The organism is Pseudophaeobacter sp. 1A16562 (assembly GCF_041008785.1).
GTDB lineage: Bacteria > Pseudomonadota > Alphaproteobacteria > Rhodobacterales > Rhodobacteraceae > Phycobacter > Phycobacter gallaeciensis_A.
In genome coordinates this window covers 122,537-147,426 of the sequence record NZ_JAXGFT010000005.1, presented here as the reverse complement: position 1 = coordinate 147,426, position 24,890 = coordinate 122,537, and the positions used below count along the sequence as shown (strand labels likewise).

23 protein-coding genes and 1 tRNA gene are annotated in these 24,890 nt (G+C 63.2%); 7 read left to right on the top strand and 17 right to left on the bottom strand.

Going from position 1 to position 24,890, the window contains the following annotated elements:
- Nucleotide 1: 1 nt before the first annotated feature.
- The 5 genes from SM764_RS08985 to SM764_RS08965 form a co-directional block, all read right to left on the bottom strand.
- Complete coding sequence (locus tag SM764_RS08985; protein WP_368998325.1) at nucleotides 2-1,507, bottom strand: TRAP transporter large permease; 1,506 nt, start codon at nucleotides 1,505-1,507, stop codon at nucleotides 2-4.
- A complete protein-coding gene (locus SM764_RS08980; RefSeq protein WP_065271886.1) occupies nucleotides 1,504-2,085 on the bottom strand; it encodes a TRAP transporter small permease in 582 nt (193 codons plus the stop codon). The genes SM764_RS08985 and SM764_RS08980 overlap by 4 nt, the downstream gene beginning before the upstream one ends.
- Nucleotides 2,086-2,158: 73 nt before the next feature.
- Nucleotides 2,159-3,205 (bottom strand): TRAP transporter substrate-binding protein, encoded by a 1,047-nt coding sequence (locus SM764_RS08975; RefSeq protein ID WP_065271885.1) that lies wholly within the window; start codon nucleotides 3,203-3,205, stop codon nucleotides 2,159-2,161.
- A gap of 516 nt (nucleotides 3,206-3,721) precedes the next feature.
- Nucleotides 3,722-4,420: a fumarylacetoacetate hydrolase family protein gene (locus SM764_RS08970; RefSeq protein ID WP_369001568.1), complete on the bottom strand. Its 699-nt coding sequence runs from the start codon at nucleotides 4,418-4,420 to the stop codon at nucleotides 3,722-3,724.
- A gap of 158 nt (nucleotides 4,421-4,578) precedes the next feature.
- Nucleotides 4,579-4,665, bottom strand: a tRNA-Leu gene (locus SM764_RS08965).
- A 233-nt stretch (nucleotides 4,666-4,898) separates the two neighbouring features.
- Between SM764_RS08965 and hemN the strand changes: the two genes are divergently transcribed.
- Nucleotides 4,899-6,254 carry an oxygen-independent coproporphyrinogen III oxidase gene (gene hemN, locus SM764_RS08960; protein WP_369001567.1) on the top strand — a complete coding sequence of 452 codons (1,356 nt, stop codon included), beginning with the start codon at nucleotides 4,899-4,901 and terminating at the stop codon, nucleotides 6,252-6,254.
- Between the two features lie 45 nt (nucleotides 6,255-6,299).
- Here the strand turns inward: hemN and SM764_RS08955 are convergent, their stop codons facing one another.
- Both SM764_RS08955 and mutY read right to left on the bottom strand, forming a co-directional pair.
- Nucleotides 6,300-7,445, bottom strand: a complete 1,146-nt coding sequence (locus SM764_RS08955; protein ID WP_369001566.1) for an alkane 1-monooxygenase — start codon at nucleotides 7,443-7,445, stop codon at nucleotides 6,300-6,302.
- Between the two features lie 77 nt (nucleotides 7,446-7,522).
- The gene (mutY, locus tag SM764_RS08950) at nucleotides 7,523-8,602 is read right to left on the bottom strand and encodes an A/G-specific adenine glycosylase (RefSeq protein WP_369001565.1); all 1,080 of its coding nucleotides are present in this window, start codon (nucleotides 8,600-8,602) and stop codon (nucleotides 7,523-7,525) included.
- Between the two features lie 84 nt (nucleotides 8,603-8,686).
- On the opposite strand from mutY, the gene SM764_RS08945 reads away from it, so the two are divergent.
- From SM764_RS08945 to SM764_RS08935, 3 genes are all read left to right on the top strand, one after another.
- Complete coding sequence (locus tag SM764_RS08945; RefSeq protein ID WP_369001564.1) at nucleotides 8,687-9,214, top strand: DUF721 domain-containing protein; 528 nt, start codon at nucleotides 8,687-8,689, stop codon at nucleotides 9,212-9,214.
- Entirely contained in the window at nucleotides 9,211-9,882 is a 672-nt protein-coding gene (locus SM764_RS08940; protein WP_369001563.1) for a DsbA family protein, read from the top strand. The genes SM764_RS08945 and SM764_RS08940 overlap by 4 nt, the downstream gene beginning before the upstream one ends.
- A 79-nt stretch (nucleotides 9,883-9,961) precedes the next feature.
- The gene (locus tag SM764_RS08935; protein WP_368947617.1) at nucleotides 9,962-10,438 is read left to right on the top strand and encodes a hypothetical protein; all 477 of its coding nucleotides are present in this window, start codon (nucleotides 9,962-9,964) and stop codon (nucleotides 10,436-10,438) included.
- Nucleotides 10,439-10,575: 137 nt separating this feature from the next.
- Here the strand turns inward: SM764_RS08935 and lpxK are convergent, their stop codons facing one another.
- The 5 genes from lpxK to SM764_RS08910 all read right to left on the bottom strand — a co-directional run bounded on the left by lpxK (nucleotide 10,576) and on the right by SM764_RS08910 (nucleotide 16,688).
- Nucleotides 10,576-11,580: a tetraacyldisaccharide 4'-kinase gene (lpxK, locus tag SM764_RS08930; RefSeq protein ID WP_369001562.1), complete on the bottom strand. Its 1,005-nt coding sequence runs from the start codon at nucleotides 11,578-11,580 to the stop codon at nucleotides 10,576-10,578.
- On the bottom strand, nucleotides 11,567-12,775 hold the full coding sequence (locus SM764_RS08925) for a 3-deoxy-D-manno-octulosonic acid transferase (RefSeq protein ID WP_369001560.1): 1,209 nt from the start codon (nucleotides 12,773-12,775) through the stop codon (nucleotides 11,567-11,569). Before SM764_RS08925 ends, lpxK begins: the two co-directional genes overlap by 14 nt.
- Before the next feature lie 66 nt (nucleotides 12,776-12,841).
- Entirely contained in the window at nucleotides 12,842-13,681 is an 840-nt protein-coding gene (locus SM764_RS08920; RefSeq protein WP_369001559.1) for an inositol monophosphatase family protein, read from the bottom strand.
- Entirely contained in the window at nucleotides 13,668-15,014 is a 1,347-nt protein-coding gene (locus SM764_RS08915; RefSeq protein WP_369001558.1) for a TldD/PmbA family protein, read from the bottom strand. Before SM764_RS08915 ends, SM764_RS08920 begins: the two co-directional genes overlap by 14 nt.
- Before the next feature lie 144 nt (nucleotides 15,015-15,158).
- Nucleotides 15,159-16,688, bottom strand: a complete 1,530-nt coding sequence (locus SM764_RS08910; RefSeq protein ID WP_369001557.1) for a DUF2125 domain-containing protein — start codon at nucleotides 16,686-16,688, stop codon at nucleotides 15,159-15,161.
- 147 nt (nucleotides 16,689-16,835) lie between these two features.
- On the opposite strand from SM764_RS08910, the gene SM764_RS08905 reads away from it, so the two are divergent.
- Entirely contained in the window at nucleotides 16,836-17,585 is a 750-nt protein-coding gene (locus tag SM764_RS08905) for an SDR family oxidoreductase (RefSeq protein WP_065271874.1), read from the top strand.
- Nucleotides 17,582-18,193: an enoyl-CoA hydratase/isomerase family protein gene (locus SM764_RS08900; RefSeq protein ID WP_347508212.1), complete on the top strand. Its 612-nt coding sequence runs from the start codon at nucleotides 17,582-17,584 to the stop codon at nucleotides 18,191-18,193. Before SM764_RS08905 ends, SM764_RS08900 begins: the two co-directional genes overlap by 4 nt.
- A gap of 249 nt (nucleotides 18,194-18,442) precedes the next feature.
- Here the strand turns inward: SM764_RS08900 and SM764_RS08895 are convergent, their stop codons facing one another.
- Complete coding sequence (locus tag SM764_RS08895; RefSeq protein ID WP_274835240.1) at nucleotides 18,443-18,748, bottom strand: HNH endonuclease family protein; 306 nt, start codon at nucleotides 18,746-18,748, stop codon at nucleotides 18,443-18,445.
- A gap of 80 nt (nucleotides 18,749-18,828) precedes the next feature.
- On the opposite strand from SM764_RS08895, the gene SM764_RS08890 reads away from it, so the two are divergent.
- Nucleotides 18,829-20,037: a TIGR03862 family flavoprotein gene (locus tag SM764_RS08890; RefSeq protein ID WP_369001556.1), complete on the top strand. Its 1,209-nt coding sequence runs from the start codon at nucleotides 18,829-18,831 to the stop codon at nucleotides 20,035-20,037.
- On the opposite strand, the gene SM764_RS08885 is transcribed toward SM764_RS08890, so the two are convergent.
- The 4 genes from SM764_RS08885 to leuS all read right to left on the bottom strand — a co-directional run bounded on the left by SM764_RS08885 (nucleotide 20,010) and on the right by leuS (nucleotide 24,832).
- The gene (locus tag SM764_RS08885) at nucleotides 20,010-20,600 is read right to left on the bottom strand and encodes a glutathione S-transferase family protein (RefSeq protein ID WP_369001555.1); all 591 of its coding nucleotides are present in this window, start codon (nucleotides 20,598-20,600) and stop codon (nucleotides 20,010-20,012) included. The two genes, SM764_RS08890 and SM764_RS08885, sit on opposite strands and share 28 nt — an antisense overlap.
- A gap of 116 nt (nucleotides 20,601-20,716) precedes the next feature.
- Complete coding sequence (holA, locus tag SM764_RS08880) at nucleotides 20,717-21,748, bottom strand: DNA polymerase III subunit delta (RefSeq protein WP_369001553.1); 1,032 nt, start codon at nucleotides 21,746-21,748, stop codon at nucleotides 20,717-20,719.
- Complete coding sequence (lptE, locus tag SM764_RS08875) at nucleotides 21,745-22,278, bottom strand: LPS assembly lipoprotein LptE (RefSeq protein WP_274835243.1); 534 nt, start codon at nucleotides 22,276-22,278, stop codon at nucleotides 21,745-21,747. Before lptE ends, holA begins: the two co-directional genes overlap by 4 nt.
- The gene (gene leuS, locus SM764_RS08870) at nucleotides 22,265-24,832 is read right to left on the bottom strand and encodes a leucine--tRNA ligase (protein ID WP_369001552.1); all 2,568 of its coding nucleotides are present in this window, start codon (nucleotides 24,830-24,832) and stop codon (nucleotides 22,265-22,267) included. The genes lptE and leuS overlap by 14 nt, the downstream gene beginning before the upstream one ends.
- Nucleotides 24,833-24,890 lie beyond the last annotated feature (58 nt).

The window sequence follows — 24,890 nt, the reverse complement described above, 5'->3', positions numbered from 1 at the left end:
GTCAGTGCAGCAGCATCAGCGGCAGCAGCGTGATGATCGGGAAGGCGACCAGGATAATCACCCGGATGATGTCGGATGCCACAAAGAACATCACAGCCTTGTAGGTGTCGACCATGCGGGTGGTCCGGTCCATCGCGTTGATAATGAACAGGTTCATGCCCACCGGCGGGGTAATCAGGCCAACCTCGACCACGATCAGAACCAGAATGCCGAACCAGATGGCGACGTATTCCGATTCGATCCGGTTGACGCGGCCTTCGGTGACGCGGATGCCCAGTTCCTTCATCTGCTCCCGGGTCAGTTCCATGCCGTTGGCGATGGCTTCCTGTATCGAGGCCAGCATTTCAGCCCCCATGCCATCCGGCACCCCGTTGCGCAGCACCTCCATCGCTGCATCCGCCTGCATCGCGGGCAAGGACAGCAGACCGAAGTCCATCACCGAGATCACCGGGAAGAAGATCGGAATGGTCAGCAGAATCATCGACAGGCTGTCCATCAGGCACCCAAAGACCAGATAGAAGGCCAGGATCAGCGCCAGAACCATCCATGGACTCAGCCCCTGGCTGACGACGAAATCCGCCAGTTCCTGTGGTACCTTGGTGAGGGCGAGGAAGCCGTTGTAGAAACCGGCGCCCAGCACGATGAAGAAGATCATCGCGGTAGAGCGGGCGGTAACGATGAAGCTGTCGACCATGGTTTCACGGTTCAGACCGCCATTCAGCCAGGCGATGAACCCGGTGCCGAATGCACCCACGGCTGCACCTTCGGTCGGGGTGAACCAACCGGCGTAGATGCCGCCGACCACTAGGCCAAAGACCAGCAGAACCGGCCAGACCTTGACCAGGTTTTCCATCCGTTCCGCCCAGGGAACCGAGGGGCGGGTGCCCGCGCTTTTGGGGTACATGCGCACGTAGATCGAAATCGCGATGACATACCCAAGAGCCGCCAGCAGGCCAGGGATGAAGGCTGCAAGGAACAGCTTGGCGATATTCTGTTCGGTCAGGATGGCGTAGATCACCAGCACCACCGAAGGCGGGATCAGGATGCCGAGGGTGCCGCCCGCCGCCAGTGTTGCGGTCGAGAAGCCACCGGCATAGCCGTATTCCTTCAGCTCGGGTAGGGCGACGCGGCCCATGGTTGCCGCCGTGGCCAGCGAGGAGCCGCAGATGGCACCAAAGCCGGCGCAGGCCCCGATCGATGCCATGGCGACGCCGCCTTTCCTGTGGCCCAGGAAACTCGCGGCCGCCTTGAACAAGGCGGATGACATGCCGCCCAGCGTCGCGAAATGGCCCATCAGCAGGAACATCGGCACGATGGTCAGAGAATAAGAGGAAAAGGTCGAGTAGGTCTCGCTTTTCAGGCGACCAAAGGCAACCTGGGTTCCGTCGGTGACCAGGATCAACCCGACCAGGCCCACCAGGAACATCGAAAGCCCGATGGGAACCCGAAGGAAGATCAGGATCATCAGGATGGGGAATGAGGATATTCCGATTTCAAGAGCTGTCACTGCTCACCCTCCACACCGTCCCACAGCTCAATGCGGCCGGTCATAAATTCGGTTGTACGCACGATCGCGACATAGATCGCCACCACAGCAGCCATGCTGGAGGCGAAGAGGCTGGCGGCATAGGCCCACCAGGTAGGAAACTCGAGCAGGAACGACGTCTCGCCATTGTAGTACTTGCCGACCATGCCGGCGCCGAGCCGTTCTGTGATCAGGGCGAGAACCCCCGCGAATAGGATCGCGACCACCATGCGCAGGAACCGGTTCACCTTGACGGGAAAGGCGTTTGCCACCACGTCGACCGAGGCATGGCCCGATGTGATCTGGCACAGTGGGATAAACGCGAAGATGGCGAATGCCACGCCGGCCTCTACCAGTTCGAAGTCCCCGTTGATTGGTCCGATGTAGTTGATCAGCCAGTCTGACAGCGCAGGAGCGAGCCCTTGCATGAGGCTTCCGTGCAGCACGCCGTTCAGTAGGCGGCCGATGATCGAAAGGCAGGTCAGGATGATCAGGAGAACGAGGACCATACCGCCCAATATGGCCATCTTCCTGGCCAACCCCATCATGAGCTTTTGCATGGTGTTTACCCTTTTCTGAGTACGCAAAGGGCCGCGGCACGGGTGCGCTGCGGCCCTTTGACTATGCTACCGCTTACTTCACGTATTGCGGTGTGTATTTTTCGATCAGGTAGGTTGCTTCTTCCAGCAGGGCCTGACCGTCGATGCCTTTTTCAGTCATGTCGGCCAGCCATTTGTTGTAGATCGGCTGAGCCAGCGCGCGCCACTCGTCGGTCTGTTCCTGGCTGAGGGTGATGACGTTGTTGCCGTTGTCCAGCGCAAATTCGCGGGCCGGGCCGTCGGAATCTGCTTGGGTGCCGCCGGCGAAGACGGAGAACTCCAGACCGGAGTTGTCGTCGATGGCCTTTTTCAGATCATCGGGCAGGCTTTCATACTTGTCCTTGTTCATCGCCAGAACGAAGGTCAGGGTATAAAGCGCCTTGCCGGTGAACTCGGTGTGGTTTTCGACCAGTTCCGGAACTTTCAGTGCGGTGGTGACTTCCCACGGGATGGTGGTGCCGTCGATCACGCCTTTGGACAGGCCTTCGGGGATCGCGGGAACCGGCATGCCGACGGGGGTTGCGCCCAGTTCGGTCAGCAGCGCGTTGACCGAGCGGGAACCGCCACGGATCTTCATGCCCTGCAGGTCGGCGGGGGTTTCAACCGGATCCGTGGTGTGGATCATGCCGGGGCCGTGCACCCAGGTGCCCAGGATGTGGACGTCCTTGAACTCGGTGTCCTTCATGTGGCGCTCGAACATTTCCCAATAAGCGTGCGAGGTGGCACGCGCGTTGGTCATCATGAAGGGCAGTTCGAAGACTTCGGTCGACGGGAAGCGGCCCGGCGTGTAGCCGACCACGGTCCAGACGATGTCGGCAACGCCGTCGATGGCCTGGTCCATCAGTTCCGGCGGCTTGCCGCCCAGCTGCATGGAGGGATAGCGGTCGATCTTGATACGGCCATTCGAGGAGGCCTCAACGTTGTCGGCCCAGACATCCAGAACCAGTTTCGGCACATTTGCCTGCGCCGGCAGGAATTGGTGCAGCTTCAGCGTTACCTCCTGCGCGAAGGCGGATGTGGCGCATACTGCGGCAATGGCCGCCGCGCCTGCTGCGCCAAGAATCTTTCTGCGAGTGGTCATGTGATTCCTCCCTTTGACCCTACTTCCAAGCAACATAATGCAGGCAACTAACATTATTGCAATATATTGCCTATTTTCTTTCTGTTTTGGTCCCCTCCACACCCCTGCGGATCACAAAACAAACTTCGCTGACCTCCTGCTATTTGGTGCATTTGTAACCATCAACAGCAGATCATGCATTTTTCACTCATGAATTGGCTGGTCCCAAATCAGCGCTCAGACTCGTTTAGAAAATGTTACAAGATTTCCATATCTGAGCCATACCGGATACATTCCAGCATTTCATTTCGTGAAGATCAATCACTGATTGGCGCAGGAGCCATGAAAAAAGACATTTCGGCGGATCGCTGCCTTGCCTCTGCGGTCGCAACCCTCCCTATCGCTGCGCAGGACTGTGGTACGCTTTGCGCACAGCCCTGTAATTGATAGGGCCAAGGCGCCGGGATCAGGAATGGACCCAGCGCACATATTCTTGACGGTTTCGAACCTTCGGGGCGGCTCTATGGCCCTTTGATCTTATTCAGCGGCGCTGAGGGTCAGTTCGACCTGACTCAACCCGTCGATTCCGCCAGTCATCGACTGTCCGGCTGTTACCGCTCCCACTCCTGCCGGGGTGCCGGTGAGGATCAGATCGCCCGGCCGCAGGTGATAGTAGCGGGATAGGTGACAGAGAATGTCCTCGACCGACCAGATCATCTCATCCAGGCTGGCATCCTGACGTATTTCACCGTCGACGCTAAGCCAGATCCGCTTGCTCGCTGGGCCGTCCCAGTCAGCGCTGCGGGTCAGGGGGGCGAAAACCGTGCCTTGCTCCAGATCCTTGCCCAGATCCCAGGGGCGCCGTTTGTCCTTCGCCTGCCCCTGCAGATCCCGGCGCGTCATGTCCAGCGCGCTGCCATAGCCATAAACCGCTGTGCGGGCCTCTTCCGGTGTGGCGCGGAACAGCGGCGCGCCGATGGCCACGGCCAGCTCCATCTCGTGGTGGAAATCAGAGGTGCCAAGCGGGTAGGGCACGGTAGCGCCGGTCAGAATCGCATTGGCTGCGGATTTGGTGAAGTAAAAGGGCGCTTCGCGGTCGACCTCGTTGCCCATCTCGGCAGCATGTGCGGTGTAGTTGCGCCCGACGCAGAAGATACGCCCGATGGGATAGGTGCGGTCCTCTCCCAGAACCGGGATCGTAGCGGTTTCGGGCAGGGTAAACAGGGTATCGGTCATCTCGGGCGCTCCTGATGGTCACGGGCTGGGCTGCGGTATCGTGATGGATGCCTAGCACAGGAAAACCCGTCCCGCAGCCCCGCACGGACCGATCACGGACAGCGACAGATCAGAGGCGCTCGGGGCCAAGATTCTACAACAATTTCAGGAGAGTGATATGGTGCCCAGAAGAGGACTCGAACCTCCACGTCCATACGGACACTAGCACCTGAAGCTAGCGCGTCTACCAATTCCGCCATCTGGGCACGGGTTGGTGAGGGGCCGTATAAGCAGAGTCGCGCGGGGCGTCAAACTCAAAATGCGCCCAATGTCACAAAATTTTTGTGCGGGGATGACTGCTGCCGATGTCCCGCGAATTCAGGCGGTTGATGGCGCCTTTCTGGCTGGACCGTTGCAATAGCCGACCGGGTGGGTGATTTTTCCCGTGCAATTTGATCCTGCGCAAAGTCAGCGCGCGCCTGAGCGGCAAAAAGGCGGTATGACACAGATTGACCGCCTTGCCGCCCTTGGCCTGTTCGACAGCCGGGTGCCCCGCTACACCTCCTACCCGACCGCTCCGGTCTTTTCTTCCGCCGTGGGTGCGGCAGAACAGGTCGGGCATCTTGATGCGCTTGATCCGGCGGTTCCGGTTTCGGTGTATCTGCATATCCCGTTCTGCGAGCGGCTGTGCTGGTTCTGCGCTTGCCGGACCCAGGGCACCCGTCGGCCCGAGCCGGTGGAAAGCTATGTCGAAACGCTGGAGGCCGAGCTGAAGCTGCTCGCGCCGCATCTGCCCGCGGGGCTGCAGATGGGGCGGTTGCACTGGGGCGGTGGCACGCCGACCATCCTGCCGCCAGCGCTGATCCACAGGCTGGCCCAGGCGGTCAAGGCGGTCTTCCCGCCGACGCCGGACTGGGAGTTCTCGGTCGAGATCGACCCGACGCTGGTGGACCGGGACAAGATCGCGGCGCTGGCCGAAGAAGGCATGAACCGGGCCAGTATCGGTATTCAGGATTTCAATCCCGAGGTGCAGGCCGCCATCGGCCGGGAACAGCCCTATGAGGTGACGCGCGCCTGTGTCGAGGATCTGCGGGAGGCGGGGATCACCTCGCTCAATGCCGATCTGGTCTACGGCCTGCCACATCAGGACGCCGCGCGACTGAAGGATACGGTTGAAAAGGTGCTGAGCCTTGCACCGGACCGGATCGCGCTGTTCGGCTATGCCCATGTGCCCTGGATGGCCAAACGTCAGGAGCTGATCGACGAATCCGCCCTGCCGGGAGACGCCGAACGCTATGATCTGGCCTGCGCAGCTGCGGATCAGTTCCGCGCCGCTGGTTATGAAACGATTGGTATCGACCATTTTGCCCTGCCCGAGGACGGTTTGGCCAAGGCGGCCAAAAGCGGCCACCTGCGGCGCAATTTCCAAGGCTATACCGATGACCGGTGTCCGACGCTGATCGGGTTGGGTGCCTCTTCGATTTCGCGTTTTGCCGGGGGATACGTGCAGAACGCCGCTGCGACCCCTGCCTATGTGGAGCGGATCGAAAAGGGGCAGCTCGCCGGGGCGCGGGGCCATGAGATGAGCGAAGAGGACCACCTGCGTGGTCGCGCCATCGAGATGATCATGTGTGATTTCCGTCTCGACCGCGCGGCGCTGGAACGGGAATTCGGTGATCTGTCGCGCAGTATCGATCCCGATCTGATCGCCGTTCAGGCCCGGTTCGGAGAGCTGGTGACACTCGACGGCAAGGCGCTGGAGATCCGCCCCGAAGGGCGCGCCCTGACCAGGCTGATCGCAAGCCATTTCGATGCTCATAAACCCGAAGGCGCCCGCTACAGCCGCGCCTCCTGAGCCGCGTGCACCGGGGTCTATGTGGCCCCGGCCACAGCAGCCTCGTCAGCGGGGCATCGGGTTGCGCGCCTTGTTGTAGGCCGTCCAGTCGGTGATTTCCGGATAATACATCTGGCGCCAGTGGCGCACGCGCGGGTTCATCACCCGGCGCCACAGGGGCGGCATCATCGCTGCCACGGTCATCACCGGGTAGCCATAGGGCAGCTGCGGCGCGTCTGCTTCGGTATAGTTCTGGAGCAGCGGGAAGCGCCGGTCGGGTTTATAGTGGTGATCGGAATGGCGTTGCAGATTGATCAGCAGCCAGTTTGACGCCTTATGCGCCGCGTTCCAGGAATGGCAGGGGCGCACCGGTTCGTATTTTCCGTCCCCCAGATGTTTGCGGGTCAGCCCGTAGTGTTCGACGTAGTTGACGAGCTCCAGCTGCCAGATGGCGACGCCCGCCTGCACCAAAAACAGCACCAATCCGCCAAACCCGCCCAGCAGAACCGCCAGCACCAGCATGGCCGCCTGTAGCGCCCAGTAGCGGAAGAACGGATTGGCCGGATCGCTCCAGGGGCGGTCTTTCTTGGCCAGTTTTTCCTTTTCGGCGCGGAAGGCGGATTGCCAGCATTGCCGCAGCACCCGCGGATAAAAGCGATGGAAGCCTTCGTTGTAGCGCGCGGTGACAGGATCGCGTGGCGTGCCGACATAGCGGTGATGCACCAGCAGGTGTTCGGAGCGGAAATGCGAGTAGAGTACCATCGCCAGCAGGATATCGGCCAGCCAGCGTTCCGCCCTGCTGCGCTGGTGCATCAGTTCGTGACTGTAGTTGATACCCACGGTGCCGCTGACCACGCCCATGCCAAAGAAGATGCCGAATTTTTCCAGACCGTTCAGCGTTTCACTGCCTGCCACGTAGAAGATCAGGCCAAACAGCGTCAGGAACTGGATCGGCACCCAGGCGATGGTCAGCAGGCTGTACCAGCGCAGATCCTCTTCGGGCGTCATCGGGTCGGCATTGTCGAGGTTGAGGCCGAAAACCCCATCCAGCGCCGCAAAGAGATACCATGTCACCAGCGGCGTCAGAAGCACCCACCAGCCCCCCATGATGGCGGAAAACCACAAGAGCGGCACCAGCAGGAAGGACAGCCAGAACGGCAGGGCCGATTGCCAGCGGCTCAGGGTTTCCGGTGCGATCTTGGCGGCGATCATCGTCAGCACTCCCAAAGTATGGCGCGTTGGGAAAACCCTAAGCCGGGCAGGGCGCAAACCCAAGAGGTCGAATGGCCTCAGTCGCCGCCGGTCTGCCCGCCACGCCACAGGTCAAAGGCCTTGCGCATCACTGTCGGCAGGTCCGAGGGGCGGAAGGCGTGTCGGGTGATGATCTCTTGTTGCTCGGCGGGTGCAAACCCCTCAGGCAGCTCCGCCACCATCACCCGCAGGATCAGGTGGAAATGGGTGAAGGTATGGCGCACCTCGGCGCCGAGATCCTGCCAATCCGCGTCAAACGGCGGCGCAGGCTGGGGCGACTCGCCCCATTCCGGGCCGGGCCAGCCCAGCATCCCGCCCAAAAGCCCCTTGTCCGGTCGCCGCTCCAGCAGCCAGTCCCCGGCGCTGCTGCGGGCCAGATAGACGATGCCGTAGCGGGTGGGCTTGGCTTTCTTTGGGGTCTTCTTCGGCAATTCAGGCGCGGTGCCTGCGATTCGCGCAGCGCAGGGCTCCCGCCAGGGGCAGATGCCGCAGGCGGGCGATTTCGGGGTGCAGATGGTGGCGCCCAGGTCCATCACCGCCTGCGCATAGCAGCCGGGACGGACCTCAGGGGTCAGCTCGGCGGCGCGGTCCTTCAGCAGCGGCTTTGATCCCGGCAGCGGCTCGTGAATATCATGCAGCCGCGCCATCACCCGCTCCACATTGCCATCCAGAACGGTTTCGGGGCGGTCGAATGCGATCGAGGCGATTGCCGCCGCCGTATAGGGGCCGATCCCCGGCAGTTTCAGCAGCGCCTCGTAGCTGTCGGGAAAGGTGCCATCCAGCTCCTGCGCCACCACCCGGGCGCATTTCAGCAGGTTGCGGGCGCGGGCGTAGTAGCCAAGGCCCGCCCATTCCGCCATTACGTCGGCATCCTCGGCCGCGGCAAGGTCCTCGACCCGGGGCCAGCGGGCGGTGAAGCGCTGGAAATAGTCGGTCACGGCGGCCACGGTGGTCTGCTGCAGCATCACCTCGCTCAGCCAGACACGATAGGGGTCGGGCCGCACCCCGGCGGCGCGGTCTGCCGGGCCGGTGCGCCAGGGCATGTCCCGCGCCTGCCGGTCGTACCAGTTCAGGATATCGCGGCTGAGCCCCCCTGGATCCGCATTCAGATCACGCATAGTTTACTCCCGGTTCCTGCCTTTTTCTGGCCCCTGCAAACGGACCCTTTACAATAGGGCGGTCAGTCACGCAAAACCACAGTTATGGCATTCAGGCGCAGCAGCACACGCGGGTTCGCACGGACTTCCAAGCTTTTGAACGACCAGATCCGCAAGGCTGGCGAAAGTCGGGGCTTTGCGGTGTCGCGCCTGTTGACCCATTGGGAAGAGATCGTCGGGGCCGATCTGGCGGCAATGGCCCGGCCGGTCAAGGTCGGCTATGGGCGCAGTTCTTTCGGAGCAACGCTGACGGTGCTGACCACCGGGGCCAATGCGCCGATGCTTGAGATGCAGAAGGAACGGCTGCGCGAAAAGGTGAACGCGGTCTATGGCTACAATGCGATTTCCAAGGTGCTGATCACCCAGACCGCGCCGATCGGGTTTTCCGACGGTCAGGTCTCGTTCAAATACGCACCCAAGGAAAACACCCCGCTGAAGCCTGATCCACAGGCCGTATCCGAGGCCGCCGCGGCGGCCGAAGGGGTGGGAAACGAAGAGTTGCGCGCCGCGCTGGAACGGCTGGGGCGCAACGTTCTGACAAAACAGAAAACAATTCGAAAGGGGTATGAATGACCCGTCTTATGTCTGGTGTCTTTGCCGTGGTGGCTGTCGCTGCCGGCGCCTATGCCATCTCTGGGCTGAGTGGCCAAAACCGGCTGCCCGAAAACCCGCTGATCGGGGCCGCCTATGCCCAGGACGCGGAGGTCGATACCTCGACCATCACCGAAATGGTGCAGGGCGCCGAGGACGCGCCGGTGACCCTGATCGAATACGCTTCCTACACCTGCCCGCATTGTGCCAACTTCCACACGGGCCCCTACAAGAAGCTGAAAGAGGAATATATCGACACCGGCAAGGTGAAGTTCATCTACCGCGAGGTCTACTTTGACCGCTATGGTCTCTGGGCTTCGATGATCGCGCGCTGCGCCGGTCCCGAGAAATTCTTTGGCATGACCGATCTGATCTTCAAGGAGCAGTCCGACTGGGCCCGTGCCGGTGGCGCCACCGAGATCGTCGACGCGCTGCGCAAGATCGGCCGCCTCGCCGGGCTTGAAAACGATCAGCTGGAAGCCTGCCTGCAGGATGGCACCAAGGCGCAGACCCTGGTGACCTGGTATCAGGAAAATGCCGAAGAGCATGACGTGACCGCGACGCCGTCCTTCGTGCTGAACGGCAAGAAGATCGAGAACCAGTCCTATGAGTCCTTCAAGGCGCTGATCGAGGCCGAACTGGAAGGCTGATCCCCCTTCCGGATCCACGCGAACAGAAAACCCGGTCCAATGGGGCCGGGTTTTTCATCGGTCATATCAGAAGATCACGTTGATCCGCTTTGAGCCCATATTGACTTGCGCTGCAAGGTTCACGAAGGTCCTCTCAAACAACTTTAAATCTCCTTTCGAGCATTACAGCATGTCGATTCCCGGTATCCCATTCCTGATCGGTATATTCGGTTTCTGCTATCTTATTTTGGCGCTGCAGGTGAATAGCAGCTTCCCACCCTTCTATGAAAAGGGGGACATTGAGAAGGAGATGAAGCTTGATCTGCCTCACATGATGGCTGTCTTTGTACTCTTAGTCGCTTCGGCTCTCCTCCCCTATCTATTTGTTTTGTTCGGCCTAGTATCTGGGTGGTTTGGGGTCCGGATTAGGCAACGTGTCCAAAAAAGAACTCGGGGCCCACTGCCATGGCTGCTCAACCCTCTAACGATCGGCGTGATAAACCGTTGGCCGATGCTTTTGTTCGATGCTTGGACCATTGGGCTCGCCGCTCTGATGGTTATCGTGATGACCTTTTGACAGCCGTCATCTTCTTGGTCTGTTTCGCAACAGCCGTGGAGCGCCGATGCCGTCATTGGCGCAACCGCAGCGAATGCTCCCTTCTGTCCGCACAGAATACCAACACGATCTTCTGACATAGCCAATTCTTTTCGTGGCTAGGGCGGTGGCGGTGCCGCCCGCTTCAGAAGATCAATCAGCGGGTCTGCCGCCGTAATCTCAAGGCGCACCGGCAGGGTGATCACCTTGTGGCGGAAGCTGGCGGGCAGGCGCACGGCGTCCTTTTCGGTGGTGACCAGCTGCGCGTTCAGCGCCTTTGCATCGGATTCGAGCCGGGTCAGAAGCGCCGTTGGCAGGCTCTGGTGATCGTCCAGCGCCTCGGCTCGGGCCAGATCGGCGCCAAGAGTGCGCAGGGTATCAAAGAACTTCTGCGGATAGCCAATGCCGGCAAAGGCCAGAACCCGGGTGCCCTGCCAGGGCATGCCGGTTTGCAAAGGCGCCAGATGGGCCGAGACATGTGGCAGCCCCTCCATCGTCGCACCCCAGAGGCGGGCGAACTTCTCCTGCGCCGCAGGGGCGCCGATGGACAAGACGGCATCGGCGCGCGCCAGACCTTCGGCCACCGGTTCGCGCAGCGGCCCGGCGGGCAGGCAGCGGCCATTGCCGAACCCCCGCGCCGCATCCACCACCACCAGCGACAGATCCTTGGCCAGGCTTGGGTTCTGAAACCCGTCGTCCAGCAGAATCACCGTCGCCCCGGCAGCTGCAGCGGCGCGTGCTCCGGCGGCGCGGTCGCGGGCCACCCAGACATTGGCAAAGGCGGCCAGCAACAGCGGCTCATCCCCGGTTTGCGAGGCTTTGTGGCGGGCGGGAATGACCTCTTCGGGGCCAATCAGCGTGCCGCCGTAACCACGGCTGACCACATGCGGGTCGTGCCCCATGGCGCGCAGGGTCTCGATTAGCCAGATCACCGTCGGCGTCTTGCCGGTGCCCCCGGCATTGAGGTTGCCGACGCAGATCACCGGCACGTCGACCTTCGCTGGCGTGCCCTTGGTCAGCCGCGAGCGGGTCACCGCGCCATATAGACGGCCCAGCGGCGCCAGCAGGATGGCGCGCAGATCAAAGGCGCCGGGCGCCTTGTTCCAGAACTCAGGAGGCCGCATTACGCTCCTCCCTCAGGTCGAGCAGATCCTGCACCCGGTCGATCAGCTGATCAGTCATCGCTGCGCCCTCTGTGACGGCTTCCCAACCTGCCAATGCCATTTCCGCCGCCATATCGGGGGCCGACAGGTGCAGTACCATTTCGGCCAACTCCTGGGGTGTGTAGACGCATTCGGCAGCGCCGCAATTCGCCAGCTGGGCATAAATCTCCTGATGCCGCACGGTGCCGGGACCGTGCAGAATGGCCGAGCCGAGCGCGGCGGCGTCCAGCGGCGAATGACCCTCGCGGCCCCGGTGCAGGCTGCCCGCCATCAGGCAGACAGGCGCCAGCCGATACCAGAGGCCAAGGTCGTCCTTGTCCGCCAGCAGAACCTGCGTGTAATCGTCCGGTTCATTCCCGGCGTCCCAATCGGCATATTGCAGCCCGCTGTCCTTCAGGGCGGCGCGACATTCATCGAGGCCACCATAGCTGTCCGGTGACAGCACAAGGATCAGCCGGTGCAACAGCCGCAGAGCGATCCTGTGTGCCTCCAGCACCATCGGCAATTCGTCCGGGCGCACTTGCGCCGCCAGCCAGACGGGACGGCTGCCAAGCACCCCTTGCAACTCTGTCAGTTCCTCGTCGTTGCAGCCGGGCGGCGAGGTCGAGATCCGCAAACGTCCGGCCATCTGCAGCTTGTCCGGCGAAATGCCGGTGCGCTGCAACTGGCTCTGGACCTCGGCATCGGGAGTCAGGATCGCAGCGAAGCCATCCAGCATGCGGCGGCGCTGATCGGGCAGCCAACGGCTGGTGCGGCTCGGCAGTTCCTTCTCCGTCAGATCAACCAGCAGCGCGTCGATGCGTTGTTCGCGCATGTGCCGCAGCAGGACGCGGCGCAGCCGTCCGCCGGACCAGATGCAGAAATCCGGGCGCCAGAGGTTCAGAAAGGCGCGCACATCCGTCGGGCTGTCAGGGGGCAGGTGGCCAGCGGCGATATCACAGCCTTCGGCCTCGGGCGGTGGCGCCATGTCCGGCTCCCAGGTGGCGAGAACCGACAGATCCGGCCGCGCCGTCTTAAGCCGGTTTCCGACATCGCAGAGGGCCATGTAGCGTTCGGTGCTGGTCGCATGAACCCACAGAACTTCCCCCTCCGGACGCGGAGGCAGGTCAGTGCTGGGAACCGTCCTTGATACGGGGCGGGAGCTGCGGCTGGGCATATGGGGCGTCCAAAAATTCATCTGCGTGTCGCGGGCAACCGGTGTGGTCGGACCGTAACGTCCGGGTCAGCTTGCAATGCCGGGGCCGTCGGGGTCCAGCGCTGCGATCAGCTCCTTATGCAGGGCCGGAGGTCCGGCCACCACCCCATTGAGCAATGGCACAGGATTGTTGAACCTCAGGTCCTGGCCCAGACGGTCGGTCGCCTGCCCGCCAGCCTCGCGCAGGATCAGATCGCCGGCGGCGATGTCCCATTCCCAACTGCGGCGCAGGGTCAGCATGGCACCGGCGCGCCCGTCTGCGACCTTGGCCATGCGATAGGCCAGTGACGGGCGATAGCTGCGGGTGAAACCGGGGGCATTGCGGGTGCGCCAATGTTCGGCGGCGAGGTTGGGCCGCGCGGTCAGCACCTCGGCCAGCGCCAGATCGGTCAGCGAGGAGGCGCGGATCGGGGTGCCATTCCGGGCAGCTCCCTGTCCCTGCGCCGCGGTGTACATCAGACCGCGCTGCGGCAGGTAGATCACCGCAGCGGTGACCCGGCCCGCGGTGGCAATGGCAAGAGAATGCGCCCAGGTGCGCGAGCCTTCGGCAAAGGCGCGGGTGCCGTCTATGGGGTCGATGATGAAGACGCTGTCGCGGCTTAACCGGTCGGCGCTGTCCTCGGTTTCTTCGGATAGCCAGCCATAGTCAGGCCGCGCCTCAGGCAGCATCTCTTCCAGCAGCGCATTCACCGCCAGATCTGCCTCGGTCACCGGCCCCTGACCGCCGGGCTTGTCCCAGCGCCGCGCCGTTGGCCCGCTATAGCGGCTGGCGATGTCGCCCGCAGCCTCGGCGGCGCGGATCAGCAGTTCGAGGTCCGTAAGGCCCTTTGCCTGTTCTTCTGTCTGGGCGTCGTCAATTGCCGGCAAGCGTCATCCCCTCGACCAGCAGCGATGGTACGACGCGGGACAGGTAGCTCCGCGCGTCATTGGCAGGCACGATCCGCATCAGCATGTCGCGCAGATTGCCCGCGATGGTGCATTCGTTCACCGGATAGGCGATTTCACCGTTCTCGACCCAGAACCCTGAGGCGCCGCGTGAGTAATCGCCGGTGTTGGGATTGATGGTTGAGCCGATCAGCGAGGTGATGAGCAACCCGGTCCCCATGCCCGCAATTAGATCGGCGCGGCTTTGATCGCCTTGGGTCAGCGCCACGTTCCAGTTCGACGGCGACGGCACTGAGCCGATGCCACGGGCGGCGTTTGCGGTGCTTTCCATCCCCAGTTTGCGGGCCGAGGCCAGATCCAGCGTCCAGCCGGTCAGGGTGCCGTCCTCGACGATGGCGCGGCGGCGGGTGGCCAGACCTTCGCCGTCAAAGGGACGCGATCCCGCAATGCGGGGGCGGTGCGGATCCTCGATCACCGACAGATGCGTGGGCAGCACCTGCTGTCCCAGACTGTCCTGCAGCCAGGAGGAGCCGCGTGCGATGGCAGCGCCATTCACCGCCGACAGAAGATGACCGATCAGCGATGCGGAAATCCGTTCGTCGAACAACACCGGATAGGTGCCGGTCTTGGGCCTGCGTGCGTTCATCCGCGCCACGGTGCGTTCCCCGGCGCTGCGACCGATCTCTTCGGCGCTGCGCAGGTCGCTTTGATAGGTGCGGGAATCGCCGTCGTAATCACGCTCCATCCCGGTGCCGGTGCCCGCGATGCCGGTGCAGGAAATCGACCGGCCGGTGCGGGTGTAGCCGCCGGAAAACCCGTTCGAGGTCGCCAGATAGACCGAGCTGCGGCCATAGCCCGCGCCTGCGGATTGCACCTGGCTGATCCCGTCGATGGCCTGACAGGCGGCTTCGGCGGCCAGCGCATCCTCTTGCAGGGCGGCCGGGGCCGGATCGGCGGCGGGGTCGTTCAGATCCAGCGCCGCAAGGTCCCAGTCCTGCGCCAACTGATCCGGTGCGGCAAGGCCGGTATAGGGGTCCTCGGGCGCCTCTCGGGCCATGGCCACGGCGCGTTCGGCCATGGCGGCAATGGTTTCGGGGCGGCTGTCGGAGGAGGAGACCAGCGCCTGACGCTGTCCCAAGAAGACGCGCAATCCCAGATCGGTGCCTTCGGAGCGTTCGGCATGCTCCAACCGGCCCTCGCGCACCTCGATGCTGAGGGAACTGCCTGCAGCGGCCATGGCATCGGCAGCATCCGCGCCTGCCTTGCGGGCGGCATCGATCAGGGCATGGCAAAGCGTCTCGGGGGTCTGGGTCATGGGCGTCTCGGGCCATCCTGTTGCTGCGGGTCGCCATAGAGCTAGCCAGAGGAACCCCCTGCTGCAAGGGCGCAGGGACAATTGCCGCAAGAAAAAGGGACCGCGCAAAGGCGGTCCCGTAAAGCGTTTTTGCTGTGGGTCAGCTTATTTGATGCGCTGGCCGTTGGCGAGGATCTTGCCGTCTTCGGAAATCTCGATCTTCGAGTTCAGCGTGTCTTCGCCTTCGCCGGGAACAGCCAGCATGCCCATCATCATCCGGGCGCCCATGGCGTCATCATCGCTCATCAGGCCCATTTCGATCAGCTTGTCCATCAGGGTGTTGGCACCGGTCAGCGACAGGTTCGCTTCGCCCGAGGGGGCCGGCATGCCGTCAAAGCTGGTCAGATCATCGTTGTTGAAGGCGAAATCACCGGTACCGGTCAGCTTGGCACCCGCTGCCGAGACCAGCAACTCCTGGATGGTGACCGCGTTCAACTCACCCGGTGCGACCTCGCCATCCTCGACCTTTTCCATGGCTTCGGCATCGAAGACGTCGAACAACACCTTGCCCTTGCCGGTGAGGCTCAGCACGACGCTGGCCGGATCATGCGGCAGGGCGCCGGCCGGATCGACCATGCCCCAGAGCATTTCCGGAACCGCGAAGTCGCGCAGCGCCACGCCAAGCGCGAAGTCCTGTTCTTCCTCGGACTTGGCAAGGGGAATGGTGATGTTGAAACCAGCCTCGGCCATGCTGAGCGCCAGCGGGAAGGGAATATCCGATCCGGTGACGTTGAAGGCCATGTCCTTTTGCGTGACGTCATAGGTCAGTTTGCTTGCGTCCATCGCAACGCCAAAGTTGCCGCCGCCCGAGGTGCTGTCAAAGGTCAGGCTGTCGCTGCCATCCTGAAAGGCAAAGGCAGAGGTGCCGCTGGTGTAGGAGAAATCGGTATCAAGACCAAAACCGGCGGCCAGCAGCGCAGAGAAATCACCGCTCTTGTCCAGATCGGCCGGAACCGTGCTGGTGCCATGCGCCTGAAGCTGCTGCATCGCGCCGTTAAAGGAGGCGAAATCCTCGCTGTCCGGATCCTTGAAGCCAAGATCATAGCTCAGCGCTGAAGCGGTCCAGGTCTGATCGTAGCTGCGCACCCCGGCCAGCGACATGGCGGTTTTTGTCACCATGTCGGACAGGGAGACGGTGCCCCGGATCGCATCCTGGGGGATGTCCTCGCCAGTGGCTTCCAGCCCGTCCAGCGTCATCGTCATCTCGCTGGTGGCATAGTCATAGGTCATGTTCTCGGAATCACCCGAAACCGTCACCGGCGTGCCGTCGTGGGTGATGATCAGATTTACCGTCAGCTTGTCATCATCTTCGCTGGCGCGCACGGTCAGCGGAAATTCCTTTGGCACCAGAATGCTGACGGTTCCGTCGCTATTCTCGGTGAATTTGATCTCGGGCATGCTGAGCCCGGCGGTCACGTCTTCTTCGTCGGGGATCGGCATCATCATCGACAGATCGGAAACCGTCAGCGTGTCGCCCGACATGCTTTCGGTGGCGGTCACCTCGTAACCGGTGCCGGTCATGTAGGATTTCCAGTCGGACCAGACGTCCTTGGCGCTGAGATCGGCCAGCGCCCCCTGGGCGGAAACAGTCAGAAGAAGAGCGGCGCCACAGCTGCGCGCGAGAAAAATGGACATGGGTGAAACCTTTCGTAGCAAGCGTTGGATACCATGGTCCGTCGCGGCGCCACCGGCGTCAAGGGGCCTGGGGCTGGACCGTTCCCCCTAGGGAGTTTACCACAGAGGGGAACCACTGTCGCGATACAGGTATTGGAGAGAAATCATATGGATATGCAGGGCAAGACGGTCGTCATCACAGGGGCCAGCCGCGGCATCGGAGCCGATGCAGCACGGGTTTTCGCCGCCGCGGGGGCCAACCTGGCGCTGCTGGCGCGCAGCACCGATGCGCTGGGCGAACTGGTCGGGGAACTCGGCGGAAATGCGCTCGCCTTTGCCTGTGATGTGGCGGAACCAAGCGCGGTTGCGGCGGCGCTGGAAAAAGCACACGAGCATTTCGGAAGCCTTGATGTGCTGATCAACAACGCCGGGGTGATCGAACCGATCGCGCGTCTGGAAGAGGCCGATCCGGCGGCCTGGGGCAAGCTGATCGATATCAACATCAAGGGTGTGTTCAACGGCATCCGCGCGGCGCTGCCGCTGATGAAACCCGCCGGGGGCGGCACCATCATCACGGTGAGTTCCGGCGCTGCGCATAACCCGCTGGAGGCCTGGAGCGCCTATTGCACCTCAAAAGCCGGGGCTGCGATGCTGACCCGCGCCCTGCACCTGGAGGAAGGCGGCAACGGCATCCGCGCCATGGGCCTGTCGCCGGGCACCGTCGCGACCCAGATGCAGCGCGAGATCAAGGCCAGCGGCATCAACCCGGTCAGCGAGCTCGATTGGGAAGATCACATTCCCGCAGAATGGCCCGCCAAGGCGCTGTTGTGGATGTGCGGCAGCGATGCCGATGATTTCCTCGGCCAGGAGATTTCCCTGCGCGAAGACGCGATCCGCCGCCGGGTGGGCCTGATATGATCAACCTAGAGATTTCGAATGAGGGCCTCTGGGTGGTGACGATCAACCGCCCGGACAAGGCGAACTCGTTGACGGGTGAGATGCTGACGGAACTGGCCGAGATCGCTGAACGCGCGGGCGAGGCGCGAGGCTTTATCCTGACCGGCACCGGCAAGGTGTTCAGCGCCGGCGCCGATCTGGAGGCGGCGCGCGCGGGGCTTGCCACCTCGCCCCTGTGGGAGCGGCTGTCGGGCGCCATCGCGGCGCTGCCCTGCCTGACCATCGCGGCGCTGAACGGCACGCTGGCCGGGGGCGCTAACGGCATGGTGCTGGCCTGTGATATCCGCCTGGCGGTGCCTTCGGCAAAGTTCTTCTATCCGGTGATGAAGCTTGGCTACCTGCCGCAGCCTTCGGACCCGGCGCGCATGGTGGCGCTGATCGGCCCGGCGCGCACCAAGATGATCCTGGCCGCCGGTCAGAAGATCGAGGCGGAAGAGGCCTGTGCCTGGGGGCTGGTGGACCGGATCGTGGAGCCCGATGCTCTGATGGAGAGCGCCCGCGCCCTGCTGAGCGATGCGCTGGCGGCCAAGCCGGAGACTGCACGCGGTATTCTGGAGATGTGCCGCTAAGAGGGGCAGGGGCGGCTCCCGCCCGCCCTTGGAGCATGCCATGCCCCGCGTCCCGTTGGGCGTAGCGCCGCGCTGTCGCGCGGCGTTTTTCCTGCTGAGAGGCCCTGTTGAGGGCAGAAACTGCCTCAACAGGGCCATATCGAGTGTAGAGGCACCGTCACCGCCTCAAGGCGCATTGCCCCTGCTGCGCAGGGTGGCCTGCGGCCAGCCTTGACCCGCTGTCGGTGCCAGAGCAGAGCCGGGGGCGCATCAACGCTTGCGTCGCTTACCCGGTACGCGGGAGGAAAAGCCAGGTGGGCGTTTGCGGACCCAGGCGATGAAGCGGGCGAGGCGCGGATGGCTGCGCAGCGCGTCGATGGTGGCATAGTCGCGGGCCAGCTCGGCCTCGGTCAGGGCTGCGTGGATTTCGCGGTGGCAGATATGGTGTAGCAGCACGGTGGGGCCGCCCTTGCCACCTTTGAGTTTCGGGATCAGGTGGTGCAGGCTTTGCGGAACGTCCGCGGGGATGGGGCGGTTGCAGAGGGGACATATGGGTGTCGGGTTCGGCTCTGGCATCCTGACCTCTCGTCTTTGCGGCTGGACTGCATTAGATGCGGCGCAGATGGATGCGGGCAAGGGGCGGAAGGCGGAGTTTCATGGCGGGGCAATCGGAACAGTGGGATGCGGTGGTCATCGGCGGTGGGCCTGCGGGGTTGATGGCGGCTGAGGAACTGGCGCGCGCAGGCTATCGCGTGCTGGTGGCCGAGGCCAAACCGTCGCTTGCGCGCAAGCTGTTGATGGCGGGGAAATCCGGCCTGAACCTGACCAAGGATGAAACCTTTGACGACCTGATCGAACACTATGGTGCCGCGCGGGACTGGCTTGCACCCATGGTGAGGGCATTTGATGCAGGCGCCGTGCAGGACTGGGCACGGGGCCTGGGGCGCGATCTGTTCACCGGCTCCACTGGGCGAGTGTTTCCCAGGGAAATGAAAGCCTCGCCGTTGCTGCGCGCCTGGCTGGCGCGGCTGGAGGAGTTGGGCGTTGCCCGCCGCACCCGCTGGCGCTGGACTGGCTGGGAGGGGAACTGCCTGAGTTTTGAGACGCCCGAAGGGATGGTGCGGCTGCGCGCGGGGGCAACGGTTCTGGCGCTGGGCGGTGTAAGCTGGGCGCGGCTCGGCTCGGACGGGGCCTGGGCGGAGTTGCTGGCGGCGCGGGGTGTGGCGTTGGCGCCCTTCAAGCCTGCCAATGCCGGGCTAGTGGTGGATTGGTCGGACCACATGGCGGCGCATTTCGGGGTTCCGCTGAAAGGGATTGCGCTGCGCGCAGGGGCGCTGTCGTCGCGCGGGGAGGCGGTGATCTCTGCTCGCGGTTTGGAAGGGGGCGGAATCTACGCCATTTGCGCGGCGGTGCGGGAGGGCGCGGATTTGACGCTGGACCTGCTGCCGGATCTGACCGTGGAGGAGGTGACGCGCAGACTGACGCGCCCGCGTGGCAAGGCGAGCCTTGCCAATCATCTGCGCAAGGCACTGAAACTGACGCCTGCGCAGATCGCGCTGATGCAGGAATTTGCCCGACCGCTGCCGCAGGATTCCGCAGAGCTTGCGGCGCGGATCAAGTCTCTGCCGGTGCGTCACCAAGGTCTGCGCCCGATGGATGAGGCGATCTCGACGGCTGGCGGAGTGTGCCGTGAGGCGCTGGATGCGGGGCTGATGCTAAAAGAAATCCCCGGCACCTTTTGCGCCGGGGAGATGTTGGATTGGGAGGCGCCCACGGGGGGCTACCTTCTGACGGCCTGTCTTGCCACCGGGCGCTGGGCCGGACGTGGCGCGGTCGATTACTTGGCCAGCGCTGCGGTGCGCTGAAAGGCGTCGCGGCTGCGCACGGTCTTGGAATAGTCGAGCAGGGCACGGCTTTCGACCGGGAACTTGGCGCCATAGGCCCAGTTCAGGCAATGCACGCAGATGATATCGGCGATGGTGAACGCGTCCCCCATCAGGTAGGGGCCGGTCAGGCGCGCTTCGAGCCGGGCGATGTTGCGCTCGAACTCCCAGCGCAGGCTGTCCTTGATCGCGGGCACGCGCTGCTCTTCGGGCAGGGCAAAGCTGTGGCGGGCGGCGGTCCAGAGCACGGCGTCGATTTCATCCAGGATCTGATGGGTGACCGCATCCTGTTTGGCGCGGGCCAGGGTCCCTGCGGGCGCGGTGAGCGCGCCGTGTTTGTCCGCCAGATAGGTGATGATGGCGGTGGAATCGGTGATCACCTCGCCATCTTCGACCAGCGCTGGCACCTTGCCCGAGGGGTTCACGGCGACGATATCCGGGCTGTGCGGGGCGGCGGTGTTCAGATCATAGGGTTGGCCCAGTTCTTCGAGCGTCCAGATCACGCGGAAGGCGCGGGTCATCGGTTTGCCGATCACGGTGTACATAGGTTTCTCTCCCTCAGGTTTTGCTGCGCATCAGATGCGCGCAGCTGTCTTTGCGTCAAGGCTGAAGCCTGTCTGCACCCGTCGATGGCCGCAGAACGTTGCGGCCTTTTGGGCCCTTACTGGCGGGCGCGGCTGAGCATCGCCAGCCGGATCAGTGCCCGCTCCATCAGCGCCAGCGCCGGGGCGGTCTGCCCGGCTGAGCGCAGCTGCAGGTCGGTATCGGTCAGAATGGTCAGCGCGGTCTGCAGCTTGGCGGCGCCCCAGCCCTGCGCCTGCCGCAGCACCCGGTCGCGGCGCTTGCCATAAAGCGGTGGGCGCAGGCGGCCGATGCCCTGCGCCGGGCCACCGGGATCGGCGGCCACGGTGTAAAGCGTGCGGAAATGGCGGGTCGCCCCGATGCAGAGCGTCACCGCATTGGTGCCCTGCGCCTGAAGACGCCGCAGCAGCGGGCCGATCTCGGCGCTGCGCCCCTCGGCCACCACGTTCAGCACATCGTCAAGTGCGGCTTCGGTGGATTGCGGCGCGACGGCGTCGATATCCTCAAGGCTCAGGAGGCTGCTGTCCTGGTATTTGTAGAGCGCCAGTTTTTCGATCATGCGGGAGAAATCGCCGGGGCCGATGTCATTGGCGATATCGGTCAACGCCGACATGCTGTCGCCAGGCACATCTCGGATCTGCGCTTCGGAGAGGATCCGCTCGATCTCGGCCCGCGAGGGCGGATCGTCATAGATGCCGGTGGCATAGGCATTGCGATGCGATTCGAAACCCTTGCGCAGTTTCGATGTGGCTTTCAGCTGCCCGGCGGTGACGACGATCTGGGCATCGCCTGGTTGCCAGTCCTCCAGCGCCGCGAGAATCGCAGGGGCGGCGCTGTCGTTGGCCTCCTCGACAAAGACCGCGCGTGGGCCGGGAAAAAAGCCGACCGCCTTGACCGCGTCCAGAAGCTGTGCTGGATCCTTGCGCAATTCGGAGCCGGGCATCCGGGTCAGGCGCATTTCTTCCTCAGCGGCGGCGCCCAGCAGGGCCGCCAGCATCTGTTGCCGTTTCAGCGCCACCCGCATGGCATCGGCGCCATATATCAAAAGGCCCGTCTTGTCCGGGTCGGGCTTTTTGAAATAGCCCTCAGCGTCGCGCGGGGAGAGCTTCATTCCGCAGTCGGCGCCGCAGCGGCCAGATCCGCAGTGGTCAGCACCCGGGCGGTGATCTGGTCAGCCAGAATCTGCATCAGCCGCGCATTGGCATCGCGTTCCCCGGCCAGGGTTTCCACCGTCGATCCGGTGGCGGAATAGCCGGTAAAGGCATCTTCGCTGCCGCTGGCCACGATGACGCCGTCGGACAGGCGGAACAGGCTGTAGCTGGCAACGCCGACGATGGAATAGCGGGTGGTTTCATTGCCCGCGGTGATCGCCTGACCTTCGCTGCGGGTGCGCAGGGACAGGTCCAGCCGGTAATCGCCGCCAGAGGCGCGGCCAAGCCGTTCCTCCAGATTGCGGACCAGCAGGTAGGCGTTCACTTCGTTGTCGGTCTTGATCTCCTCGGGGGACTGAATGGCGATCTTGCCATAAAGCGCCGCTCCGGTGCCCCCCGGCGCATAGACCGGGGTGAAACCACAGGCGGCCAGCCCCAGCAACAGGACCAGCGGCAGCGCGAGGATATGCCTTGGATCAGGCAACGACATTGACGATACGACCCGGCACGACGATCACCTTTTTCGGGGCGCCGCCATTCAGCGCCTTTTGCACAGCTTCGTGCGCCAGCGCGAGTTTTTCAACCTCAGCTTTGTCCAGATCCTTGGCGACGGTGATTTCGCCGCGGCGTTTGCCGTTGATCTGGATTGGCAGGGTGACGCTGTCTTCGACCAGCATCGATTCGTCGGCGGTGGGCCAGGCTGCCGTGGCGACCAGACCTTCGCCGCCCTGCGCTTCCCAGACGGCCTCGGCCAGGTGCGGCGTCATCGGCGACATCAACTGCGCCAGCGCCATGATCGCCTGTTTCTGCGCCGCCGCGCCCGCCTTGGATTTGGCCAGCGTGTTGGTAAAGGCGTAAAGCTTGGCAATCGCCGCGTTGAAGCCGAAGGATTCAACACCCAGGGTCACGTCGCGGATCGCCTTGTGCATCTCGCGCAAAAGGTCGTCGTCGCCGCTGCCGGATGCATTCGGGTCCATCTCGGCGATCTTTACCGACAGGTTCCAGACCCGGTTCAGGTGCTTGTAAGCGGCCTCGGCCCCGGCGGCGGTCCATTCCACGTCGCGCTCCGGCGGGCTGTCGGACAGCACGAACCAGCGCGCGGTATCGGCGCCAAAGGCCGAGATGATGTGCAGCGGGTCGACCACGTTGTTCTTGGATTTCGACATCTTGGCCGAGGGAATCACCTCAACCTCGGCGCCGGTCTCCTTGAGGAAGGCCTTGCCGTCGCGCAGCTCGACTTCTTCGGGGTAGTGATAGACCGGGCGGCCATTGTCGCCTTTGGTCTGGTAGATCGCATGGGTCACCATGCCTTGGGTAAAGAGCGCGTCGAACGGTTCTTTCGACTTCTCCGGCAGGTGGCCGCAGATGTGCATCGCGCGGGCGAAGAAGCGCGAATACAGCAGGTGCAGAATCGCGTGTTCGATGCCGCCGATATACTGGTCGACGTTCATCCAGTAATCTGCCTCTTCCATTACCGTGGGCGTTTCGGCGCGCGGCGCGGTGAAGCGGGCGAAATACCAGGAGGAATCGACGAAGGTATCCATTGTGTCGGTTTCCCGCTGGGCAGGCTTACCGCATTTCGGGCAGGCACAGTCGCGCCAGCTCGGATGGCGGTCCAGCGGGTTGCCCGGCACCGAGAAATCGATGGCCTTGCCGTCTTCGTCATAGGGCAGGGCGATGGGCAGGTTTTCTTTCTTCTCCGGCACCACGCCGCAGGCGTCGCAATGGACCACGGGAATCGGGCAACCCCAATAGCGCTGGCGGCTGAGACCCCAGTCGCGCAGGCGGAATTTGGTGACGCCTTCGCCCCAGCCTTCGGATTCGGCCTTGTCGATGGTGGCGTTGATCGCCTCTTCACCGGTGGCCACGTCCAGCCCTGCGAAGTGGTTGATCCATTTCACCTTTTCTGTCTTCGGCGGCACAAAGGCCTCGTTTTCGACCGGCTTGGGATCGTCCAGCGCCAGGAAGGTGTCGGTGACCGGCAGGTCGTATTTGCGGCAGAAATCGAGGTCACGCTGATCATGCGCTGGGCAAGCAAAGATCGCGCCGGTGCCGTAATCCATCAGGATGAAGTTGGCGATCCAGACCGGCAGTTCCCATTCCGGGTTCAGCGGATGTTTTACCCGGATGCCGGTGTCGCGGCCCAGTTTCGGCGCGGTCTCAATCGCCTCGGCGGTGGTGCCGCCCTTGCGGCATTCGGCCAGGAATTCAGCGAGTTCGGGGCTTTCGGCCTCAAGCTGTTTGGCAATTGGGTGGTCCGGGGAAATCCCCACGAAGGAGGCACCCATCAGCGTGTCGGGGCGGGTGGTATAAACCTCGATCGGCTCACCACCGTCGGCGCGTTCAAAGGAAAACTGCAGGCCGCGCGATTTGCCGATCCAGTTTTCCTGCATCAGGCGCACCTTGGCGGGCCAGTTGTCCAGACCGTCCAGTGCGTCCAGAAGTTCCTCGGAATAGTCGGAGATCTTGAAGAACCACTGCGTCAGTTCGCGCCGTTCCACCAGCGCACCAGAGCGCCAGCCGCGGCCGTTTTCAACCTGTTCATTGGCCAGAACGGTCATGTCGACCGGATCCCAGTTTACCACGGCGTTTTTGCGGTAAACGAGATCCTTTTCCAGGAAATCCAGGAACAGCGCCTGCTGCTGGCCGTAATATTCCTCGTCACAGGTGGCGAACATCCGCGACCAGTCCAGAGACAGGCCCAGCGGCTGCATCTGTTCGACCATGGTGTCGATATTGGCGTAGGTCCAGTCCTTGGGGTGCCCGCCCGAGGCCATGGCGGCGTTTTCTGCAGGCATGCCAAAGGCATCAAACCCCATCGGGTGCAGTACGTTGTGGCCGGTTGCAATTTTGTAGCGCGCGATCACGTCGCCCATGGTGTAGTTGCGCACATGCCCCATGTGCAGCTTCCCCGACGGATAGGGGAACATCTCCAGCACGTAATACTTCGGCTTGTCTGCCGTCCGTTTGGCCTGGAAGATTCCGGCCTTTTCCCAGGCCTCCTGCCATTTTGCTTCGATCTCAGAGGCAGAGTAACGCGACATGGATGCGGTCCTTTAGAATGAAAACGCCGGGCGATGGGGCCCGGCGCTGGTGATACTG

Coding starts and splice junctions, on each gene's coding strand:
- SM764_RS08980 (WP_065271886.1), bottom strand. CDS start 2,085: ATGCAAAAGCTCATGATGGGGTTGGCCAGGAAGATGGCCATATTGGGC.
- SM764_RS08975 (WP_065271885.1), bottom strand. CDS start 3,205: ATGACCACTCGCAGAAAGATTCTTGGCGCAGCAGGCGCGGCGGCCATT.
- SM764_RS08970 (WP_369001568.1), bottom strand. CDS start 4,420: ATGACCGATACCCTGTTTACCCTGCCCGAAACCGCTACGATCCCGGTT.
- hemN (WP_369001567.1), top strand. CDS start 4,899: ATGACACAGATTGACCGCCTTGCCGCCCTTGGCCTGTTCGACAGCCGG.
- SM764_RS08955 (WP_369001566.1), bottom strand. CDS start 7,445: ATGATCGCCGCCAAGATCGCACCGGAAACCCTGAGCCGCTGGCAATCG.
- mutY (WP_369001565.1), bottom strand. CDS start 8,602: ATGCGTGATCTGAATGCGGATCCAGGGGGGCTCAGCCGCGATATCCTG.
- SM764_RS08945 (WP_369001564.1), top strand. CDS start 8,687: ATGGCATTCAGGCGCAGCAGCACACGCGGGTTCGCACGGACTTCCAAG.
- SM764_RS08940 (WP_369001563.1), top strand. CDS start 9,211: ATGACCCGTCTTATGTCTGGTGTCTTTGCCGTGGTGGCTGTCGCTGCC.
- lpxK (WP_369001562.1), bottom strand. CDS start 11,580: ATGCGGCCTCCTGAGTTCTGGAACAAGGCGCCCGGCGCCTTTGATCTG.
- SM764_RS08925 (WP_369001560.1), bottom strand. CDS start 12,775: ATGCCCAGCCGCAGCTCCCGCCCCGTATCAAGGACGGTTCCCAGCACT.
- SM764_RS08915 (WP_369001558.1), bottom strand. CDS start 15,014: ATGACCCAGACCCCCGAGACGCTTTGCCATGCCCTGATCGATGCCGCC.
- SM764_RS08910 (WP_369001557.1), bottom strand. CDS start 16,688: ATGTCCATTTTTCTCGCGCGCAGCTGTGGCGCCGCTCTTCTTCTGACT.
- SM764_RS08905 (WP_065271874.1), top strand. CDS start 16,836: ATGGATATGCAGGGCAAGACGGTCGTCATCACAGGGGCCAGCCGCGGC.
- SM764_RS08900 (WP_347508212.1), top strand. CDS start 17,582: ATGATCAACCTAGAGATTTCGAATGAGGGCCTCTGGGTGGTGACGATC.
- SM764_RS08895 (WP_274835240.1), bottom strand. CDS start 18,748: ATGCCAGAGCCGAACCCGACACCCATATGTCCCCTCTGCAACCGCCCC.
- SM764_RS08890 (WP_369001556.1), top strand. CDS start 18,829: ATGGCGGGGCAATCGGAACAGTGGGATGCGGTGGTCATCGGCGGTGGG.
- SM764_RS08885 (WP_369001555.1), bottom strand. CDS start 20,600: ATGTACACCGTGATCGGCAAACCGATGACCCGCGCCTTCCGCGTGATC.
- holA (WP_369001553.1), bottom strand. CDS start 21,748: ATGAAGCTCTCCCCGCGCGACGCTGAGGGCTATTTCAAAAAGCCCGAC.
- lptE (WP_274835243.1), bottom strand. CDS start 22,278: ATGTCGTTGCCTGATCCAAGGCATATCCTCGCGCTGCCGCTGGTCCTG.
- leuS (WP_369001552.1), bottom strand. CDS start 24,832: ATGTCGCGTTACTCTGCCTCTGAGATCGAAGCAAAATGGCAGGAGGCC.